Source organism: Halomonas korlensis (assembly GCF_900116705.1).
Taxonomy (GTDB): Bacteria; Pseudomonadota; Gammaproteobacteria; order Pseudomonadales; family Halomonadaceae; genus Halomonas; species Halomonas korlensis.
Window position 1 is genome coordinate 200,130 of record NZ_FPBP01000005.1, and the last position, 16,860, is coordinate 216,989.

Below are 16,860 nucleotides of genomic sequence, written 5' to 3' on the forward strand. Positions count from 1 at the left end.
GTCATCTCTCCCCTGATTCCCCCTGTCCCGCCTGCGACGAGCTAACATCGTGCTCGGCAGCGTCTTCGGCCCCTTCCTCGACCATTTCCTCGGCCTGCTCCTCCTCTTCCGCAGAGGCCTCCGGCTTTGCTTGGTCCTTCTTCGCAACGGCGAGTGTCGCGGTAACGGCAAAGTGATCGGAGCCGAGTACCCTCACCCGGTCGAGATCGATCAAATGGAAGCCGTCAGAAACGAACAGGTGGTCGATCGGGTATCGCCACAGCGGCCACTGCGCGTGGTAGGTGCTCAGCAGCCGCCTTCCGCGGCGGGGGTCCTTCAGGTCGCTCAGGTCGGCGAACAGCCGGGTAGCGTCGGACCAGGCGACATCATTGAAGTCCCCGGTGACGATCCAGCGGTGGTCCGCGTCTCTTTGAACGTGGCGGGCAATGAGCATCAGCTCCGCGTCGCGGACCCGGCTGTCCCGCCGCTCGCTCTTCTCGTCGTTGCGGCCGATCCGGTCCCGCAGGCCAGGCGGGACGGGGTGGGTACCGACATAGCGCACCGGGCCGATCCCTGGCGCGTCCAGGGTCGCGAAGACCGATGGCCGGCGCTCGGAGACCAGATGCTTGACCTCCTGCTCCAGTAGCGGGATCCGCGACCAGAGCACGAGGCCCAGACCCTCGCCACGGACCTCCCCGACCCGATGCGCGTAGTGCTCATCTAGCGGCGCCAGCCCCTCGGCCCACGCGCGGTCGACCTCGATCAGCAACAGAAGGTCCGGATCCTCACGCCGGACCACTGCCAGTAACTCGGCGTAGCGGTCATTGGTGTAGGTAACATTCGCGCTCATCAGTTTAAGGGTCGTCCGGGCCTCGCTGGGCTGAAACTCGGCAGTTGGGACCTCGGTCGACCAGACCGACGTGAACGGCAGGATGTGCGACAACTGCCATCCTCCCGTCGCGAGAATTACTGCCACCCACGCGGCGTGCTCTGCCCTCGGCCGACTCCATATCGCGTGTACGGCTAGCAGCAGCAGTGGCACGACCAGCGCCCAAGTCAACTGTAGCCGCGGGAAATCCCATAGCCGCACCCACCACTGACCGCTGGGGATCATCGGCAGTACGCTCAACACTGCCATCAGCAGCGTCAGCACCCGGATGGTCCAGAGAAGGAGTTTTGCAGCCATGGCACCTCATCAATCGCGCGACAGTGACGTCCGGAGAAGCTCGATCGTGCTTGCTTCGACCACAGCGCCGCAGCAAACGCGTAAGAAAATTATAAACCATCGTGTATCCAACGATAGTCGTGCTGGCTACCGGATGCGGCTGAAGCGTTTCGCTTTCGACAACTCCCGCCGGACATCGCATGATGGAGCCTCCTCCCTCATAACGACAATCCAAGGCCCATGTCTCTCGACACCACCCACGCGAACCAGTGCATGACCCATTTCGATGGCCATGACGCGATCTGGCTGTTCGGTTATGGCTCGCTCATCTGGAAAGCCGATTTTCCCTATCACGAGCGGCGCCCCGCCTATATACATGGCTGGGTGCGGCGTTTCTGGCAGGGCTCGCATGACCATCGCGGCACGCCCGAGGCGCCGGGGCGCGTGGTGACCCTGGTCCGCCAGCCCGGCGCCATCTGCCACGGCATGGCCTACCGTATCGAACCCGATGTCCTCGGCCCGCTGGATGTACGCGAGAAGAACGGCTACTTGCGCGAAATCGTCACCCTGCATTTTTTGCAGACAGCGTCGCAAACGCCGTTGCAGGCCGAGTCGCAAGCCGAGTTACATAACAAGCCGCCGACCGAGAGAGACGAAGGCTTGGTGTATCTCGCCGGACAGGACAACGCGGCCTTCCTGGGTGATGCTCCGCATGACGTCATCGCCGAACAGATCGCTCGGGCGCATGGCCCGAGTGGTCCCAACCGTGACTACTTGTTGAATCTGGCGGCCTCGCTGGACGCGATGGGGGTAGAGGACGCGCATATTCGTGAACTGATTCGCCATCTGCCCGCCACCCCGCTGACGGAGACCCCGACATGACCGTCACCCTGGACGACATATACCGCGCCGCCGAGCGCATCCGAGGCAGCGTGGAGCGCACCCGCTGCCTGCATTCACGAACGCTCTCGCAGCTCACCGGTTGCGAGCTTTATCTCAAGTTCGAGAATCACCAGTTTACCGCCTCCTTCAAGGAGCGTGGCGCCTTGAACCATCTGCTGTCGCTATCCGATGAGGAGCGGGCCCGGGGCGTGATCGCCATGTCGGCGGGTAATCACGCGCAAGCCGTAGCCTATCACGCGGCCCGGCTGGGCATTCATGCCACCATCGTCATGCCCCGGCATACCCCAAGCCTGAAAGTCAGCAATACCCGCAACTTCGGCGCCGAGGTCCATCTGCATGGCAGCGGCGTGGATGAGGCCGGCCAGTACGCCCGGCGTCTGGCCGGCGAGCACAACCGGGTCTTCGTACATCCTTACGACGATGAGCGCATCATCGCCGGCCAGGGGACCATCGCCCTGGAAATGCTTGAGGACGTGCCTGACCTCGACATGCTGGTGATCCCCATTGGCGGAGGCGGGTTGATCAGCGGCAATGCCGTGGCCGCCAAGGCCATCAAACCGGATATCGAAGTGATTGGCGTGCAGACTCACCGCTTCCCGGCCATGAAGCAGGCGCTGGCCGGCGAGACCATTCGCTGCGGCCTGGCCAGCCTGGCCGAGGGTATTGCGGTCAAGCAACCCGGCGAGCTGACCCTGCCGATCGTGCGCGAACTGGTCAATGATATCGCGCTTGTCGACGAAGCCGAGATCGAGCGCGCCATCCTGCTACTTCTGGAGATCGAGAAGACCGTCGCCGAAGGCGCGGGAGCCGCCGGGCTGGCTGAACTACTCACTGATCCCGAGCGATATCGCGGCCGCAAGGTCGGTCTCGTTCTTTGCGGCGGCAACATCGACATGCTGGCGTTGTCCTCGGTGATTCAGCGTGGCCTGGTTCGCTCCGGCCGTATCGTCCGCATCCGGGTCGGTATCTCGGACGTGCCCGGCTCGCTCACCGAGCTCACCCAGCTGCTCGCCGGCCAGCATGCCAATATCATCCAGATCGCCCACCAGCGAACCTTTACCGACCTGTCGCTGCGGGCCACCGAAGTGGAAGTCACCCTGGAGACACTGGGCAGCGACCATACCCGCGACGTCATCGAAGCACTGCGCGCCGAAGGCTACGATCCGGTACTGCCGACCAATGAGGTGCACCCCGACGAACGCTGGGCGGATGACCCCGAGGGGCACTGAGCTCCAGGACATGTAAATAAAGTAAAGCCGTCAACGACTCGCGAGTCGTTGACGGCTTGAATTCGGGAATCCTTTCCCGGTTGAGATGCGTCCTTGCATCAGGTCAGTCAGCCTCAGGAGTTACCGCCTCCGCCATGGCTGTGCTCACCTCCTTTCTTGCCGGCTTCAGAGGCTTTCTTGGGATCATTGGCGAAGTTTCCTCCGCTTTGCTCGCCCCCCTTCTTGCCGGCCTCGGATGCCTTGTCAGGGTCATTGGCAAAATTGCCACCGCTCTTCTGTCCTGCTTCTGAGGCTTTTTCAGGGTCATTAGCGAAGTTGCCTCCGCTCTGCTCGCCCCCTTTCTGCCCCGCTTGAGAAGCGCGCTTAGGATCTTCTGCGAAATTACCAGAACCACCACGATGTTCAGCCATTATTAGCTCCACTTCGTAGTTGATTAATGTAAAGATATCCACTCAAACCTGCATGAACATCTTCCCTTCGCTGAACGCTGTTATCAGCGCTCAATCACATTTCCATGTGACATATAAAGCTTAGTAGCGTCCCCACTCTCTCTCAAGCCCCGTTTTGTAACTATCCGCAAATCATATAGGCGAAAGCCGCTTCTTTATAACCTATGTTTAAAAAAACATGTTATAAGAAACCGTCGCCGTTCCCGGCGGAGAGCTTTCAAGATGGAGCTTATTAACTTAAATCAATCAGTATGACTCAAGCCTCAGCTGCCACGTTGGTTGGTTCGAATTCGAAACGCAGCGCTTCCAGACACTCATGATAGCGTGTTCGCAATTCTTCATGACTATCGGCACCCAGAATGATCGTCCCGATGTGGTAGGTAAAGCTGTCCTGATTGAGCAGCTCGCTCAAGCGCATGCCAGGCTCGATATCCAGCCTGATCTGGATTCCCGGAAAACGCTCTTTCAGCTCGTCCAGCTCCTGCTCACTGGGCACACGCTTGACAATGGCATCCTCCTGCTCATGGGGAATAATACACTTGGCGGCAACCGGGAACGGCCCCAGACGGTTTGGCATGGAAGGACGTTCCCCCAGCGCAATATCGATCGCCACCTCATGGTTGGACATGCCGTCGACCATGACGAACATCTCGCTGTGCGATTGCGAAATGCGTGTATTGAACTCTACCAGCCAGAGCTTATCATTCTCTTCATCCCACATGAATTCGGCGTTAAAGCAGCCATTATCGAAGCCGATATGCTCGAGAAATTGCTTGCTGGCAGCGATCATCTGCCGCTGGATGCGCTCCGGCATGCTGGAGGGATATTCCAGCCGGTCGAACAGGGCTTCTCCCTCATCCTTGGGCTGATCGAAGACCCCATGCACGTTGAATTCGCCCTGGAAGACTGTCCCCTCTGGAGCGCCCTGAACACCGGCGATCAGCTGCTCGGCGATACACGTGTTACCGTTGGCCTGCTTTATTTCGTCGGGTAAGTCTACATGCGCCAAGGCCTCGTTGAACGGGTCACCGAAATGTTGTATCGCCTGGCGTATTTCCTCGATCGCGGCGTGGAACTGAGCTTCGTTTTCTATCTTGAAGCCGAGCTGTGACGAGAAGGCCTTGACCGGTTTCAGCCAGAAGGGGTACTCGAGAGTGAGCTCGTCAAGCGGGTCTGGAGCGAACGGATCGATCGAGCAGAATTGTGGGACGTGCTCAGGGATCACTTTACTCTGTTCCAGCCGACTCCAGTACTTGTGCTCGCACTTGAGAACACTTGCCAATGGAGGCGCAGGGATATCGTATTCCTTGCACAGGATGGGTACCAGCACGCTGGTGGGAAAGTCCCAGTGGGCGATAATGGCGTCAATGGACCCGACAGAGCGCTTTGCTTCCTCCAGCGCTTCGCGAGCCTGCTCCAGCAGTTGGTTAAAAGAGAACGACGGGTTCTCAACCAATGTTTCGACATCCAGCAAGCTATGAAAAGCGAGATCTTTCGCATCACGCAGGGTATCGAGTTCCATGCGCTGGTATTCCTCCAGCGCCGGGATAAAGATATTTCGTTTCATCTTGCAGCCTCCTTGGCATCGTAATAAAGCACTGATTGTGCTCTTTTTCTTCCCTGCTTCTTGGTATGGATAGCTAGTGCTTGTTGTTAATCGAGCTGTGCCGACTTACCGAGCGTTACGTATTGTTTCAATAACACCATCACGCTCAGCTGCTTACTTGCTTGGGAGCCCCCCGGGAGCCTTTGGTTCCCTACAGACGGTATGTATCGAGCCGAGACAATAAAATATTAGCCCGACGCCAAGGCTAGCGGCTAACCTCATATAGCAATATTCATTCTGTAAATCTTATGCATCACGATTTCTCATGCTTACTACAGGAAAAAAACTTTTCAAATTACATCAATGCAATCTAAATTAATAACATTAAAATAGCCTCGCGGCCCTCAGGTTCCAGCCAATGGCACACCCAGACAATTAACTATGTTAAGCAGCGTTAAAAACTAGGGAAAATTCTATTAGCTAAAATATATTAAGCCTTGGCAGATATAGGTCATCTTCATACCGCAAGCGGGTTCACCATATCCCCCACTGGTAGCAATTGCCTTGCTACCAGGCACTTTCCTCATTGGAAGTGCTGTAACCATCATTGCCGGACCCGGCATTGCCCTTGTTGAGCCCCGAGGTGCCGTAGTTATTATTGCCGGCGCCGACATCGTCCCTGGTAAGCCCGGAATTGCCGTAGTCATCGTAGTCGGGGCCGGTATCGCCTTCGTCGAGCCCCGGGGTACTGTATTCATTGTTGGCGGAACCAGGATAGCTCTCGTTGAATCGGGGTGTGCCGTAGTCATCGTAGCCGGAGCCAATGTTGCCTTCATTGAGCCCAGGGGCGCTGTCGTTGTCGTACCCTTGCCCGTAGGCCTGACTGGTCGCGGCCAACGCCAAAGAGATAGCTGCAACCTTCATGACTGCCTTCATTCCTAGCTCCTCTCCTCGCTTTCTTTGGATGGGTTCCAACATTTGACACAGCTGTGGTCCGTTGAGCTGCGGCAATTCCATCTGGCAATCGTGTTTCGACATCGTTCAGTTCCTGGTTTTCTCAGCGTTGCTCATGGACGATGCAAGTTTCGAGCCCTAGCCGGAGCCTGAGCCGGCAGTGGCTAGAACCGATCCCAGTAGGGAGGGTCACCAAAATACCCTTCCATGAAATCGACAAAATGGCGCACCTTGCTTGCCAACAGCTGGCGGTGGGCATAAACCGCGTAGAGCCCCAAGGGCTCGGGCTCATGCGTCGGGAGCACCACTTGCAGCTTCCCCTGCTTGATGGCGCGGCCTGAAATGAACGTCGGCTGAAGCGCGATACCGGCGCCAGCGATGGCAGCCTCGACCAGCACGTCACCATTGTTACTGGTCATTTCGCTCAGGTGGCTGCCGCTATTATGTCGCAGCCACTTGAGCGCCGGTTCACGACTCTCCTCCATATAGCTGTAGCGCAGGTAACGGTGCCCGCTGAGGTCTTGCGGATCCTCAGGGATTCCGTGCGTTTCCAGATAGTGAGGTGAGGCACACATCACCAGGCGAATGGGGGCGATGCGCTTGGCGACCAGCGAGGAGCTCTTCAGGCGTCCGATGCGCATCGCGATATCAAACCCTTCCTCGACGATATCGACCTTGCGGTCATTGAGCTGCAAGTCGATGCCCACGGCGGGGTGAGCCTTCTGAAAATCGCTCAGCAGCGGCGCCAGATGGCGAATAGCAAACGACACCGGAGCACTGATACGCAATAGCCCCTGGGCCTGGGTTTGCAGATCATCCAGTTGGTTCTCCATGTCATCGATCTCGATAAGCACCTGCTGAGCACGCTGATGGTAGGCGCTCCCTGCTTCGGTCAGATGAATCCTGCGTGTGGTGCGGTTGAGCAGGCGAACGCCCAGATGCTGCTCCAGCTGAGACACGTATTTACTGACCAGCTGTGGTGATGTGTCCAGGCGCTCGGCGGCACGGGTAAAGGCCCCCTCGGCCACCACGGTGACGAAAGCGCGCATGGCAGTGAGTCGGTCCATCGGCAACTCCAGGAATAGGCCTGATCTATTATCAACATTTGGTTGATAATAAAGCAACTTAGCCGCTGTTAGTCTTCGAATTTATTGGTAGTAGAGTACCTCCATCACCTGAAGGCCACTCGCCGCCTCAGGGACAAACCCAATGAAACAGACATGAGGTGAAGTTTATGAAGACTCAACTGACGAAAGCACTGTTCAGCACCCGCGGTGGCGTTGCGGCTCTGGCCCTTCGCGTGCCGGTCGGCCTGATCCTGATGGCACATGGGGCGCAAAAGCTCTTTGGCTGGTTCGGTGGCAATGGGCTGGAAGGCACCGGGCAGTGGCTGGCCAGCATCGGTCTGGAGCCCGGCTACCTGATGGCCTTGCTGGCGGGAAGTGCCGAGTTCTTCGGTGGCCTGGCATTGATTCTCGGCTTGCTGACGCGCCCAGCGGCACTGGTGTCCGCCTTCACCATGCTGGTGGCCATTTTCAGTGTTCACATAGGCCATGGCCTTTTCGCCTCCAACGGTGGTTATGAATTCGCACTGAGCCTGCTTGCCGCCACGGTGGCCCTGGCGATTCAGGGAGCCGGCCGGCTCTCGCTGGACAGCCTGCTGGATGGCCTGCTGCTGAAACGGCTCTGATCCCAGCAGCCGACATACCGACCCTGCACTCTCCGAGCCCGGAGAGTGCCTTGCTACGCGGAGGATCAATCATGCTGATGAACGGTGTCTGGCAGGAGAAATGGCAGCCGGTTCAAGCGAAAGATGAGCAGGGGCGCTTCATTCGTCAAGACTCATCGTTCAGGCACTGGATCACACCGGACGGTGCTCCCGGCCCTACAGGTTCAGGCGGCTTCAAGGCAGAGCCCGGACGCTACCATCTCTACATCGGCTATATCTGTCCCTGGGCATCTCGTACGCTGATGGTTCGCCAGCTCAAGGGCTTGCAGGACATCATTGGAGTTACCGTCGTCAACCCAAGGCTGACCGACCAGGGCTGGCAATTTGGCGGATTCCCCGGTGCCGATGAGGACAGCCTCACTGGCGCGCGCTATCTGCACGAACTCTACACCCGTGCCGACCCGCAGGTCTCCGGCCGCGCCACGGTGCCCGTGCTGTGGGACAAGCAGACCGGCACCATCGTCAATAACGAGTCAGCCGACATTGTGCGCATGTTCAACGACGCCTTCTCATACCTCGTCGACCAGGGACCGGACCTCTATCCGCAGGTCCTCGCCACCGAAATCGACGCGCTGAACCAGGCGATCTACACCGACCTCAATAATGGCGTCTACCAGGCCGGCTTCGCCTCTAGTCAGCAGGCCTATGAGGAAGCGTATACCCGGGTCTTCGCCAAGCTTGATGAGCTCGAGTCGCGGCTTTCCGATGGGCGCCGTTATCTCTTTGGCGAGACGCTGACAGAGACCGACATCCGCTTGTTTGTGACCCTGATACGCTTCGATGTGGCCTACCATGGGCTGTTCAAGTGCAATCGCAACACGCTGCGTTCCATGACCGCGCTGCATGACTACCTGCACCGCATCCTGGCGCTGGAGGGCATCGCCAACACGGTGCAACTGGATCATATCAAGGCAGGCTACTACTCGATCGAGGCGCTGAACCCCTCTGGCATTGTTCCGGCCGGGCCGGACGCTATCTAACCCTGCACATGGTTTGATGCACAGGGTTGAATACGCAGGGTTTCAAGGCGCAATGAGCGCCTTCATCGCTAGCGGATGCGCCCTCGCGCGATGCCACCGGCTTGAACCTCTGTTCTACAAACCTGGACTTTTGTCCTATAAAAAAAGAGCCGCCGATCGGTGATCGGCGGCTCTTGGCATTAACCCTTCAGTTCGCCGGCATGGCCGGCGCCTGGATCAGGCAGACTTGGCAGTCTTGGCGCTGGTCTCGGTGCTGTCAGTCGCCTGCTTGGCGTTGCTCTCGGCAGCCTTCTGGGTCTTCTTGACGTTCTCTTCGGCCAGCTTCTGGCTCTGCTTGACGTTCTCTTCGGTCAGCTTCTGGCTGTCCTTGACGAAGTCCTGCTGCAGGGCCACGACCTTCTCGGCATCGCCTTTCAGGCGCTCGGTCAGGTCCTTGGCGACTTGCTGCTGGCCTTCCATGTACTCGCGGAGGCCTTCGGCATCCTTGACGTTCATGAGGTTGCGCAGCTGCGCCAGGCTGGTGTCGGAGTACGCCTTGCCCGCGTCGAGCTGGGCGTTGATCAGCTTCTCGGTGTAGTCCACGGACAGCTCGGCGTAGGCACGAGCCGGGGCGAAGAACATGGATTCGAACTGGCCGGTGATCTGCTTGGTGTCAAAGTTTTGCATGGTTGACCCTCCTGAGGGTGTTGAACATGGTGAAGGCCCTGGGTGTCTCCCGATGCCTTCCTCGTCTCTGTTGCAATGCACAATAGCAAAGCGATTGGTGCAGTGCAACATCAAGGTTCGAAGTTTTTCCAGGGAAGGCACAGGATCTGCTCACCTTGCTTGACAGCTCTTCCCTGCCGGCAAACCACGACGCGTGCTACCGTGAAGGAAGAATCACAAAGAACAAACAAAACCATCACCAGGACGCCCGCCATGCCCCACCCCCTGCTTTCTCGACTGCCCTTTACAGAGAAGGGAAAGGTGGTCTCCGCCCGCGAGGCCGTGAACCTGATCCGTGACGGCGATGCCCTGGCGACCGGCGGCTTCGTCGGCATCGGCTTCGCCGAAGGGCTTGCGGTGGCCCTCGAGGAGCGTTTCCTGGAGACCGGCGAGCCCCGCGACCTGACCCTGATGTATGCCGCCGGCCAGGGCGACGGCAAGACTCGCGGGCTCAACCACCTGGGGCACGAGGGGCTGGTGGCGAAGGTGATCGGGGGCCACTGGGGGCTGGTGCCCGCTCTGCAGCGGCTCGCCATCGAGGGGCGCATCCAGGCCTGGAACCTGCCCCAGGGGGTGATCTCGCACCTCTTCCGCGACATCGCCGCCGGCAAGCCGGGCACCCTCACCCGCGTCGGCCTGGGCACCTTCGTCGACCCGCGCCTGGGCGGCGGAAGGATCAACGACGTTACCCTCGAGGAGCGCGTGTCGCTGCTGCCCATCGACGGCCAGGAGTACCTCTTCTACCGGGCCCTGCCGCTGCAGGTGGCGCTGCTGCGCGGCACCACCGCCGACACCCTGGGCAACGTCAGCATGGAGCGCGAGGCCCTGACCCTGGAGGCGCTGGCCATCGCCACGGCGGTGCGCAACTCCGGAGGCGTGGTAATCGTGCAGGTGGAGCGCCTCGCCGAGCATGGCACCCTGCATCCCAAGGACGTGAAGATCCCCGGCATCTTGGTCGACTGCGTGGTGGTCTGCGAGGACCCGGCCCACCACTGGCAGACCTTCCATACTGCCTACAACCCGGCCTTCTCCGGCGAAATCCGCGCGCCCATGGCGGCACCTGAGCCACTGCCGCTCTCGGCCCGCAAGATCATCGCCCGGCGCGCAGCCTTCGAGCTCAAGCCCAACAGCGTAGTCAACCTGGGGATCGGCATGCCCGAGGGCGTCGGCGCGGTGGCGAGCGAAGAGCGCCTGCTCGAGTACCTGACCCTGACCGCCGAACCCGGCGTAATCGGCGGGCTGCCGGCCGGCGGACTCGACTTCGGCGCGGCACTGAATACCCAGGCGATCATTGACCAGCCGGCCCAGTTCGACTTCTACGACGGTGGCGGGCTCGACATCGCCTTCCTGGGCATGGCTCAGGTCGATGCCGCAGGTCACGTCAATGTCTCACGCTTCGGCTCGCGGCTGGCCGGCGCCGGCGGCTTCATCAACATCAGCCAGAACGCCCGCAAGGTAGTGTTCATGGGCACCTTTGTGGCTACCAAGGAAGCTCTCGCCGTCATCGACGGGCGGCTCGAGGCGCCCCCAGGTGGCCAGGGCAAGTTTGTCGCCGAGGTAGAACAGCGCACCTTTAGCGGGACCCTGGCCGCCGCGGACGGCAAGCCGGTCTGCTATGTCACCGAACGGGCGGTGTTCGAGCTCACCCCGGAGGGGCTCACCCTTACCGAGATCGCCCCCGGGGTCGAGCTGGAGCGCGACGTCCTGGCGCTGATGGCCTTCACCCCGCGGATGCCCGAGCCGCCACGCCTGATGGACGCGCGTATCTTCCGCGAGGCGCCCATGGGACTCGCCGACGAGTTGCTCGACCAGCCGCTGGCGCAGCGCTTCAGCCTCGACGAGGCCGAGGACATGCTCTTCATCAATTTCGAGCACCTGCGGGTCGCTTCCCGGGCAGACATCGAGGCCATCGAGCAGGAGGTCGAGCACCGCCTCGCCCCGCTGGGCCGACGGGTCCACGCCATCGTCAATTACGATCACTTCCGCATCGACGACGCCCTGCTCGCCCCTTACACCGAGATGGTGCGCGGCCTCGAGCAGCGCTTCTACACCCGGGTGACCCGCTACACCACCAGCGGCTTCATGCGTCGCAAGCTCGGCCACGCCCTGGAGGCGCGCGCCGTCTCGCCGCACATCTACGAGAGTGCCGAGGAGGCCCGTCGACACCTCAAGGTGTGATCTTCCAAGAGGTCGGGACGGAAAACAGGGATCGACCCTGATAGGCCGATCCCTGTTTTGTTGGCCGGCCGGATCCTACATCGCCACTTCTGCCGGCTTCACGAGCCGGTCGAACACGCTATAGGCGAGTTGCATGACCTCACGATGGTTACCGGCATTGAAGGCAATGATGTCGGCTTGGGTGAGATGCGGCGAGACGAAGACCTCCAGGTCAAAGAGATTGCCGAAGGGGGGCATGGCGCCGGGCTCGCAGTCGGGAAAGCGGTCGCTGAACTCGCCTTCCTCGGCCAGCTCAACGGACTGGGCGCCGAGAGACTGGGCCAACCGGTGCAGGTCGACCCGATCGGTGGCCGGCAACACCGCCAACGCGAGGCGGCCGTCGACGCTGACCATGACGCTCTTGGCGAAGTGGCGGCCAGGCACATGGGCCGCCTCGGCGACCTCCTGGGCGGTATAGACCGGGGAATGCTGTTGAATGACGTATTCCACGCCGTTCTCGTCGAGAAAGTGTTTGACGCGCTCCATGGCCATGGGAATCATCCTCCCGCGTGTCGTTCATGGGCCTGATGACAAGTCTAGTTCAGCCTCGCGCCCGAAGGGGAGCCCAGCCCATGAATCGTTCCAAGAGCGTTCACCGATCAAGAATTATGGGATGCCGCTCGCAGAATGCAGAAGGCCCTGCCTGAGCAGGGCCTGGCGCTATCGGCGATTAACAACCAAACCGCCGCCACGCATTGAAGAAGTCACAAGATAACCCTGCAACCTTTTGATTTCTGGTGGGCCCAGCTGGACTCGAACCAGCGACCAAAGAATTATGAGTTCTCTGCTCTAACCAACTGAGCTATAGGCCCTGCTTGCGCGGGCGTATGATAGCGAATGCCGCTCGACGGGGCTAGAGCCGTGTGAGGCATTGGCCTGGGTTCAGTGAACTTACCGGGGAATCAGTCGACTAAACGACGTGTGATGGCGCCAAGCGCCATCGGACACACGGAATTTATCGCTAAAAGGAGTTCTGCATGACATCTTCCTATCTCCGCAATCCCGCGCTTCTCGGTATCCTGGTCGCAGGGGGCCTAGCCTTCGGCAGCAGCGCCATGGCGGCGCCAGAAGGCCTGTACTCCGCCGACGAACTGCTCGATGCCGACGTCTATACCCAGGCCGACCCCGACGATGAAATCGGCGAAGTGGAGGATATTCTGCTCGACAACGACATGCAGGTGCGCGCCATCGTCATCGACACCGGCAACCTGCTCGACATGGGCGAGCGACAATACGTCCTGGAGGCCGGCCAGTTCACTGTCGAAACGCAGAACGGCAATGATATTGAAAACATCGAATACCGCGTCATGGTGGACATGAGCGAGGAAGAGCTCACCCAGCAGCCCGAATACACCAACGACTGGTGGCAGAACGCCCGCCAGGGCGCTCAAGAGGCGTGGGAGCAGACCAAGCAAGGCGCCGCCAGTGCCTGGGAAACCACTCAGGAAGGCGCCTCACAGGCGCTGGACCGCATTGGCCAGGCGCTGGAAAACGTTGGGGAGCGTACCCAGGACGCCGCTTCTGAGTAATACCATCTTTTAGCCCTCGATTTGTCGAACACCAAGCGGTAGCGACCATGAAGCCCGATCTCAGGATCGGGCTTCATGCGTTTATCCACCCTCTTTCCCGACTCACTCACCCCTTCCCTCCGGTCTCGCTACCTGGCTAACCTCCTGTCGGGACTCACCTATATTTCAAAAAAAGAAACAATTCCATTAGACTCACAATCTCATTTGATAAAAAATATCATTCAAGGTGAGTCACATGGAATATCCCTTTCGACGCGTGTGGGCACACGCCATGGCCGTTGCCGCAGTATCTGCAAGCTTCCCTGCCCTGGCGCAGCAAAGCGAGCGTCTCGAGAATATCGTGGTAACGGCCTCAGGCTTCGAACAATCGCTGGTCGACGCCCCGGCCAGCATTTCGGTGGTCACTCGCGAGGAGCTGGAGCGCCGAAACGTCAGCAGCCTCGCCGATGCCCTGCGCGACATCGAGGGGGTCGACGTCGGCGGCCAGGTCGGCAAGACGGGCGGTCGCAACATCAGTATCCGCGGGATGCCCAGCGACTATACGCTGGTGCTCATCGACGGCCGCCGCCAGAACGTCGCCGGCAGCGTGACGCCCAACGGCTTTGGCGAGACGTCCACCAGCTTCTTTCCGCCGGTGTCGAGCATCGAGCGCATCGAGGTGATTCGAGGGCCGATGTCGACACTTTATGGCTCCGATGCCATGGGCGGCGTGATCAATATCATCACCCGCCAGGTGGAGCGCGAATGGAGCGGCTCGGTTCAGGCGGAGAGCACCTTCAACCAGCACGACGAGTTCGGCGACAGCCGTGCCACCAGCCTCTACGTCACAGGCCCACTGGTCGAGGAGACCTTGGGCCTACAGGTCCGCGGCCGCTTTTATGATCGCGACGCCTCGAGCCTGACCTACGCCGAAGCCGATGGCACCGAGGTTCCGGTCAGCCAGCGCGGTCCCAGCCCGGTGGAGGGTGACATTTACAACCTGGGCGCCAGGTTGACCTTCACACCGAACGATGGTCATGACATTTGGCTCGATGGCGAGGTCAACCGTCAGCGATACAACAACGATGCGTGTCAGCTCGGCACCCTGGATGGTCGAACGCGCAGCTGCGAGCCGGACCCAGGCACGGCCAATGGCTACGCGGACGAGTTGCGCTTCGAGCGTGAACAGCTGGCCATTGGTCACACCGGGCACTTTGCCAGCGGCACGCTGGAATCGAGCGTGATGCACAACACCACCTCGACCGAAGGGCGCACCATCCCGGGCACGATCGGCGAGCCCTATGCCGGCTTCCCCTCGGTCATCGGGGGCCAGCCACGCGAGCTGGAAACCCACAACCGGGTGATCGACAGCAAGTTCACCATGCCGCTGGGCGATCATGTCGCAACGCTTGGTGGCCAGTGGTGGGACGCCGAACTCGATGACGGCCTGGCGACCGAGCCCTTCGAGCAGACCACCTGGGCGCTGTTCGTCGAGGACGAATGGCTGCTGCGCGACGACCTGGCACTGACGCTGGGCGGGCGCTACGACCATCACGACGCCTTCGGCAGCCAGTTCAGCCCGCGTGGTTATCTGGTCTGGAACGCCACCCAGGCCTGGACATTCAAGGGCGGCGTCAGCCGTGGCTACAAGACCCCTTCGCTTAATGACTTGCACAACGGCATCAACGGCGTCACCGGCCAGGGCACCGTGCTGACGATCGGCAACCCCGATCTCGCGCCCGAGACCAGCACCAGCAGCGAACTCGGCGTGCAGTACGACAACCCGCGAGGCTTCACGGCGGGCGCCACCCTGTTCTACAACCAGTTCGACGACAAGATCGCCAGTGGCAACGACATCCTCGTCACGGGCGACCCATTGATTCCCGATGGCGTCTATGCTCAGGACATCAATATCGACGAGGCCGTGACCCGAGGGATCGAGCTGTCCAGCCGACTCCAGCTGGCGCCAGCGTGGCAACTCGGCGCTAATTACACCTACACCGACAGCGAGCAGAAAAGCGGGGACAACCAGGGCGAGCCACTGACCGACACCCCGGAACATGCCCTCAATGCCACCCTGCGCTGGCAGGCCAGCGAGCGCCTCGACGCCTGGCTATCGGCGGAATACCGCAGCAAGCGCTACCGTAATCGCGAGAGTGTCCGTGGGGCGCCTGCCTTCGCTGACCTCGGCGATTTCAAGGCCTATTCGTTGTTCCACCTGGGCGGCAGCTACGCCGTGTCCGACACCGTCACGCTCAGCGCCACTCTTTATAACCTCTTCGACAAGGATTTCGTCGACTATCGTGCCTACGATGACGGCAGCAGTTACGGCAACGTGTATGCCAACAGCGAAGAAGGCCGCCGTCTCTGGCTTTCCGCACGTTACGAATTCTGACAGTCAAGCGCGACCCCGGTTTCGGCCCAACACCGGCACCGGGGTCGATATGCCACTTGCATCAGGGCTCGTCGATTTACGACAATGGTCGAATACTCGTCGCCTGGGAAAACGCATGTTCGCCGAACTCTTTGCCGTGATGGCCCCCGTGCTGACCGGGGCCGGCCTGGGCTTTGCCTGGATACGCCTCGGCTATTCCTATCCGGTTGAGTTCGTCACCCGCCTGGTTTTCAATATCGGCACCCCAGCGCTGGTGCTGGCGTCGCTCTCCGGCGCCGACATCGATGCCGGCAGTTTCGGGCGTACCATGCTGGCCACCGCTCTGGTCCTCACGGCCATGGCCGGTGTGTCCTTTGTGCTTGCCAAGCTGTTGCGCCGCGACTGGCGGGTCATCCTTGCCCCGGCGATGTATCCCAACACCGGTAACATGGGCCTGCCGGTGGTGCTGTATGCCTTCGGCGATGCCGGCTTCGTCTTCGGTATCACGGTCATGGTCACGGTCGCGCTGTTTCAATTCACGCTGGGAACGGTGCTGGCTACCCGCAGCAACCCCCTCAAGGCCCTGGCCAAGACGCCGACCGTCTACTCCATTCTCATCTCGCTGACCTTGTTGCTTTCTGATACCACTCTGCCTAAATGGATCGACAACAGCGTCGACCTGATCTCGGGCTTCACCGTCCCGCTGATGCTGATCACGCTGGGTGTATCGCTGGCAAGCATTCAGGCCAGGAACCTCAAGTCCGGCATCAGTTTCAGCCTGTTGCGCACGCCCGCCGCAGCGCTGGTGGCCTGGGGTGTCGGCACGCTCCTGGGCCTGCCGGCCATGGCGCTGAGTATCCTGATATTGCAGATGAGCATGCCGGTGGCGGTGTTCAATTACCTGTTCGCGCAGCGCGCACGGCGTGAGCCCGAGTACGTGGCCAGCCTGGTGTTCTGTTCCACCCTGCTGTCGCTGGTCTACCTGCCGATACTGCTGGCGTTCATGATCTAGGCTTGGTGGGGAGGAACACCCCCAGTATGGGGCAGTCACTAATCAAGGATGCCTTGCGCGCCCCTGCTAATTTGAACGACCACCGAGACCAGCCAAGGAGAGGGACCCCG

At 60.4% G+C, this 16,860-nt stretch carries 15 protein-coding genes and 1 tRNA gene; 8 read left to right on the forward strand and 8 right to left on the reverse strand.

Annotation, left to right across the window (positions count from 1 at the left end):
* Position 1 precedes the first annotated feature (1 nt).
* Positions 2 to 1,165 carry an endonuclease/exonuclease/phosphatase family protein gene (locus BM341_RS09170; RefSeq protein ID WP_089795142.1) on the reverse strand — a complete coding sequence of 388 codons (1,164 nt, stop codon included), beginning with the start codon at positions 1,163 to 1,165 and terminating at the stop codon, positions 2 to 4.
* Positions 1,166 to 1,384: 219 nt separating this feature from the next.
* Between BM341_RS09170 and BM341_RS09175 the strand changes: the two genes are divergently transcribed.
* Complete coding sequence (locus tag BM341_RS09175) at positions 1,385 to 2,026, forward strand: gamma-glutamylcyclotransferase (protein ID WP_089795144.1); 642 nt, start codon at positions 1,385 to 1,387, stop codon at positions 2,024 to 2,026.
* A complete protein-coding gene (locus tag BM341_RS09180; RefSeq protein WP_089795147.1) occupies positions 2,023 to 3,276 on the forward strand; it encodes a threonine ammonia-lyase in 1,254 nt (417 codons plus the stop codon). Before BM341_RS09175 ends, BM341_RS09180 begins: the two co-directional genes overlap by 4 nt.
* A gap of 113 nt (positions 3,277 to 3,389) precedes the next feature.
* Here the strand turns inward: BM341_RS09180 and BM341_RS19750 are convergent, their stop codons facing one another.
* The 4 genes from BM341_RS19750 to BM341_RS09200 all read right to left on the reverse strand — a co-directional run bounded on the left by BM341_RS19750 (position 3,390) and on the right by BM341_RS09200 (position 7,292).
* Positions 3,390 to 3,686, reverse strand: coding sequence for a con-10 family general stress protein (locus BM341_RS19750; protein WP_089795149.1), 297 nt, complete (start codon positions 3,684 to 3,686; stop codon positions 3,390 to 3,392).
* A gap of 295 nt (positions 3,687 to 3,981) precedes the next feature.
* Entirely contained in the window at positions 3,982 to 5,292 is a 1,311-nt protein-coding gene (locus BM341_RS09190) for an ATP-grasp domain-containing protein (protein WP_089795151.1), read from the reverse strand.
* 546 nt (positions 5,293 to 5,838) lie between these two features.
* A complete protein-coding gene (locus BM341_RS09195) occupies positions 5,839 to 6,207 on the reverse strand; it encodes a hypothetical protein (protein ID WP_089795153.1) in 369 nt (122 codons plus the stop codon).
* Between the two features lie 182 nt (positions 6,208 to 6,389).
* Complete coding sequence (locus tag BM341_RS09200) at positions 6,390 to 7,292, reverse strand: LysR family transcriptional regulator (RefSeq protein ID WP_089795155.1); 903 nt, start codon at positions 7,290 to 7,292, stop codon at positions 6,390 to 6,392.
* Positions 7,293 to 7,459: 167 nt separating this feature from the next.
* Between BM341_RS09200 and BM341_RS09205 the strand changes: the two genes are divergently transcribed.
* Together BM341_RS09205 and BM341_RS09210 are read left to right on the forward strand one after the other, a co-directional pair.
* Positions 7,460 to 7,915 carry a DoxX family protein gene (locus BM341_RS09205; protein ID WP_089795157.1) on the forward strand — a complete coding sequence of 152 codons (456 nt, stop codon included), beginning with the start codon at positions 7,460 to 7,462 and terminating at the stop codon, positions 7,913 to 7,915.
* A 71-nt stretch (positions 7,916 to 7,986) separates the two neighbouring features.
* The gene (locus BM341_RS09210) at positions 7,987 to 8,934 is read left to right on the forward strand and encodes a glutathione S-transferase family protein (protein ID WP_089795159.1); all 948 of its coding nucleotides are present in this window, start codon (positions 7,987 to 7,989) and stop codon (positions 8,932 to 8,934) included.
* A gap of 216 nt (positions 8,935 to 9,150) precedes the next feature.
* Here BM341_RS09210 and BM341_RS09215 read toward each other — a convergent pair whose 3' ends face one another.
* On the reverse strand, positions 9,151 to 9,600 hold the full coding sequence (locus tag BM341_RS09215; protein WP_089795161.1) for a phasin family protein: 450 nt from the start codon (positions 9,598 to 9,600) through the stop codon (positions 9,151 to 9,153).
* Positions 9,601 to 9,852: 252 nt separating this feature from the next.
* Between BM341_RS09215 and BM341_RS09220 the strand changes: the two genes are divergently transcribed.
* The gene (locus BM341_RS09220) at positions 9,853 to 11,817 is read left to right on the forward strand and encodes an acyl CoA:acetate/3-ketoacid CoA transferase (protein ID WP_089795163.1); all 1,965 of its coding nucleotides are present in this window, start codon (positions 9,853 to 9,855) and stop codon (positions 11,815 to 11,817) included.
* Positions 11,818 to 11,892: 75 nt separating this feature from the next.
* On the opposite strand, the gene BM341_RS09225 is transcribed toward BM341_RS09220, so the two are convergent.
* Entirely contained in the window at positions 11,893 to 12,348 is a 456-nt protein-coding gene (locus BM341_RS09225; protein ID WP_089795165.1) for an aminoacyl-tRNA deacylase, read from the reverse strand.
* A 243-nt stretch (positions 12,349 to 12,591) separates the two neighbouring features.
* A tRNA-Ile gene (locus BM341_RS09230) sits at positions 12,592 to 12,668 on the reverse strand.
* A 165-nt stretch (positions 12,669 to 12,833) separates the two neighbouring features.
* Between BM341_RS09230 and BM341_RS09235 the strand changes: the two genes are divergently transcribed.
* The 3 genes from BM341_RS09235 (at position 12,834) to BM341_RS09245 (ending at position 16,750) form a co-directional block, all read left to right on the forward strand.
* Complete coding sequence (locus BM341_RS09235; RefSeq protein ID WP_089795167.1) at positions 12,834 to 13,385, forward strand: PRC-barrel domain-containing protein; 552 nt, start codon at positions 12,834 to 12,836, stop codon at positions 13,383 to 13,385.
* A 235-nt stretch (positions 13,386 to 13,620) separates the two neighbouring features.
* The gene (locus BM341_RS09240) at positions 13,621 to 15,759 is read left to right on the forward strand and encodes a TonB-dependent receptor domain-containing protein (RefSeq protein WP_175507838.1); all 2,139 of its coding nucleotides are present in this window, start codon (positions 13,621 to 13,623) and stop codon (positions 15,757 to 15,759) included.
* A gap of 115 nt (positions 15,760 to 15,874) precedes the next feature.
* Entirely contained in the window at positions 15,875 to 16,750 is an 876-nt protein-coding gene (locus BM341_RS09245; RefSeq protein ID WP_089795168.1) for an AEC family transporter, read from the forward strand.
* Positions 16,751 to 16,860 lie beyond the last annotated feature (110 nt).